This window comes from Neglectibacter sp. X4 (genome assembly GCF_009917365.1).
In the GTDB taxonomy this organism is placed as follows: domain Bacteria; phylum Bacillota; class Clostridia; order Oscillospirales; family Acutalibacteraceae; genus Acutalibacter.
Genome location: NZ_QWLE01000141.1, coordinates 1 through 1,924, shown reverse-complemented (window position 1 = coordinate 1,924; position 1,924 = coordinate 1). Strand labels below are relative to the sequence as shown.

The following is a 1,924-nucleotide window of genomic DNA, read 5'->3' as shown; positions in this document are numbered from 1 at the left end:
CTTTATCGCTGCGGTACACGTCCGTTGTATCGCTATTTGGGCTGCCATTCGTGCCTAACTCATGTAGGCACTATTTAGGACAGCAGGCACAAATATGTGGAGCGAATATTTTATCTGGAGGTAACAGACAATGGCAAAATCATTATTTGAGAAACTGGGCGGAAAATTTGAAAAACAAGGTGATTATTTACTACCGTGCTTAACTGTACCCACCGAAGAAGAACAGCCGATAGTCGCCGTTGTCGTCCAGATGGAAGCCGGTGAGCTTGGCACCGTCGCCAAAGGTGAAGGACACCTCTGGGAAGAGCCGATCCTCCTTGGGCTGGATGACGAACTCCAGGTCGGAATTCTGGGCATCGAAGGAGACGTAGTGCTTGCCCATCCACGGCGCGCCGTAGAGAGGATCTGTCTCCAGATATGTATATTCCTCCGGCGCGAAGTCCGTGCCGTTCTTGTGGGTCATCTTCATGGAGACATCAAAGTCACGTTTGTCGGTGAAGCGGACACCCCATTGCTTGGCGTAGTCCGCAAAGCCATAGGTCCGCTCCCCTCCACGTACAGCTCCGCGATCTGGTAGACGTCCTCCACCAGCGGCCGCCAGGTACTGGTTTCCGGGTTCCAGGAATCTGGATCGACCAGCTCCGCCTGCGTGAGGTCGTCCAGTGGAGCCTGGGCGGTGAGGATGGCGCCGGAGAAGCCCATATCGTCCCCGACCGGAAGATTGCCCAGTTCCACGGGGGTGTCGAAAGGAATCAGCGTCTTGCCTCCGTCCAGGGAGAAGGCCAGCTTGTCGGTCTGGGTGACGAAGTCTCCGTCCGTGCCCGGCTTCGTCGAATCCTGAAGCAGCCACTTGGTGTACTTTCCTGTTTCCGCACGATCATCCACCAACTGCAGGCTGACCTCCAGGACGGGGGCGCGCAGGTCTTTTAAGCCGCCGTTGTCGGGCAGCTCCACCGTCAGGTTCTCAAAGGCCATCACCTTGGGGGGGCATCTTCTGCTCCACAACGGTGGCGTTCAGCGCAAAGGTGCCGGGCTCCATATAGCGGTAGTATGATGTGAGGTAACTACAGGTACATCTAACGCGGCTAACGCTTCTTTAAGCTCCTCCAGCATCGCGTCTGTGACGTGGTTTCCCTCGCCCCATCTGTTGTGTGCCTCGAGATACGTCAGGTATTTCTCTCTATCCTTTGATGCTGCCTTGCCCTCTGTCTCTGGGGGCGGAGCGAGGTAATTGATCTTGTCCAACCGGCGCTCGTAGTTACAGGTGTTGACGCTGTCGAAGGAGATGCTGTCTTTCACTACCTGAAGCGTGCCAACGTCGTACTCCTGCACCTCATAGAGGTAGGTGGCGTAGTAGCCGCAAGAGGCGCTGTCTCCCCGCTGCGGCAAACCGATGGTCGCCGCACTCTCCAAAGGTGTCAGCGTCTGACGGGAGTTCTCCTTACCATCAGCCATTTTGGTATAGACTTCGATCGTCGGCCCGTTGCCGTTGTCAAAGTCCATGGCCAGAGGGTGCTTGCTGTGAAGCACAATGGGGATCTTCTGGCCGGGGTGATACTCCTTTGTCGGCGTCCAGATGTCGTAGAGCCAGGCTCTCCCCGGGCTGCTATGGCTGGAATAGACCATCCAGTCCAGGGACAGGGGATCCATAACGCTGTAAATGGGCTGGGTGAGGCGGGAGGAACCGTCGGTAAAAGCAGCGTTTTTCACGTTGTCGATGGACAGGAACAGAAACCTCGGGCCGTGCTGTTCCTCCGCCATGCGATCGCCACCGATTACGATCGTGTCATCATGTGCATCCTCTGTGCGGCCCCGGCAGGCGTATATGGTTCTGGGTAATTCTATCGCCCTCGTATTATAAAAGAGTAGTATTTATAGCCCCCTCTCCAGGGGTATGCTACACTGTTTAGGATGCTGTGGATTG

3 protein-coding genes and 1 pseudogene are annotated in these 1,924 nt (G+C 55.9%); 1 reads left to right on the top strand and 3 read right to left on the bottom strand.

Going from position 1 to position 1,924, the window contains the following annotated elements:
- Window positions 1–130 precede the first annotated feature (130 nt).
- Window positions 131–232: pseudogene (locus D1841_RS17155) on the top strand (TnpV protein); the annotation flags it as partial.
- On the opposite strand, the gene D1841_RS17150 reads toward D1841_RS17155, so the two are convergent.
- From D1841_RS17150 to D1841_RS17140, 3 genes are read right to left on the bottom strand one after another with little or no spacing between them, the layout of a single operon-like run.
- Window positions 200–469: a hypothetical protein gene (locus tag D1841_RS17150; protein WP_166554313.1), complete on the bottom strand. Its 270-nt coding sequence runs from the start codon at window positions 467–469 to the stop codon at window positions 200–202. The pseudogene D1841_RS17155 and the gene D1841_RS17150 overlap by 33 nt on opposite strands.
- The gene (locus tag D1841_RS17145) at window positions 466–978 is read right to left on the bottom strand and encodes a hypothetical protein (protein ID WP_160644896.1); all 513 of its coding nucleotides are present in this window, start codon (window positions 976–978) and stop codon (window positions 466–468) included. The genes D1841_RS17150 and D1841_RS17145 overlap by 4 nt, the downstream gene beginning before the upstream one ends.
- A gap of 36 nt (window positions 979–1,014) precedes the next feature.
- Window positions 1,015–1,761, bottom strand: coding sequence for a hypothetical protein (locus D1841_RS17140; protein WP_160644894.1), 747 nt, complete (start codon window positions 1,759–1,761; stop codon window positions 1,015–1,017).
- Window positions 1,762–1,924 lie beyond the last annotated feature (163 nt).

What these genes read in the sequence shown, in the direction of transcription:
- D1841_RS17150 (WP_166554313.1), bottom strand. Translation starts at nt 469, where the DNA reads ATGAAGATGACCCACAAGAACGGCACGGACTTCGCGCCGGAGGAATAT.
- D1841_RS17140 (WP_160644894.1), bottom strand. Translation starts at nt 1,761, where the DNA reads ATGGCGGAGGAACAGCACGGCCCGAGGTTTCTGTTCCTGTCCATCGAC.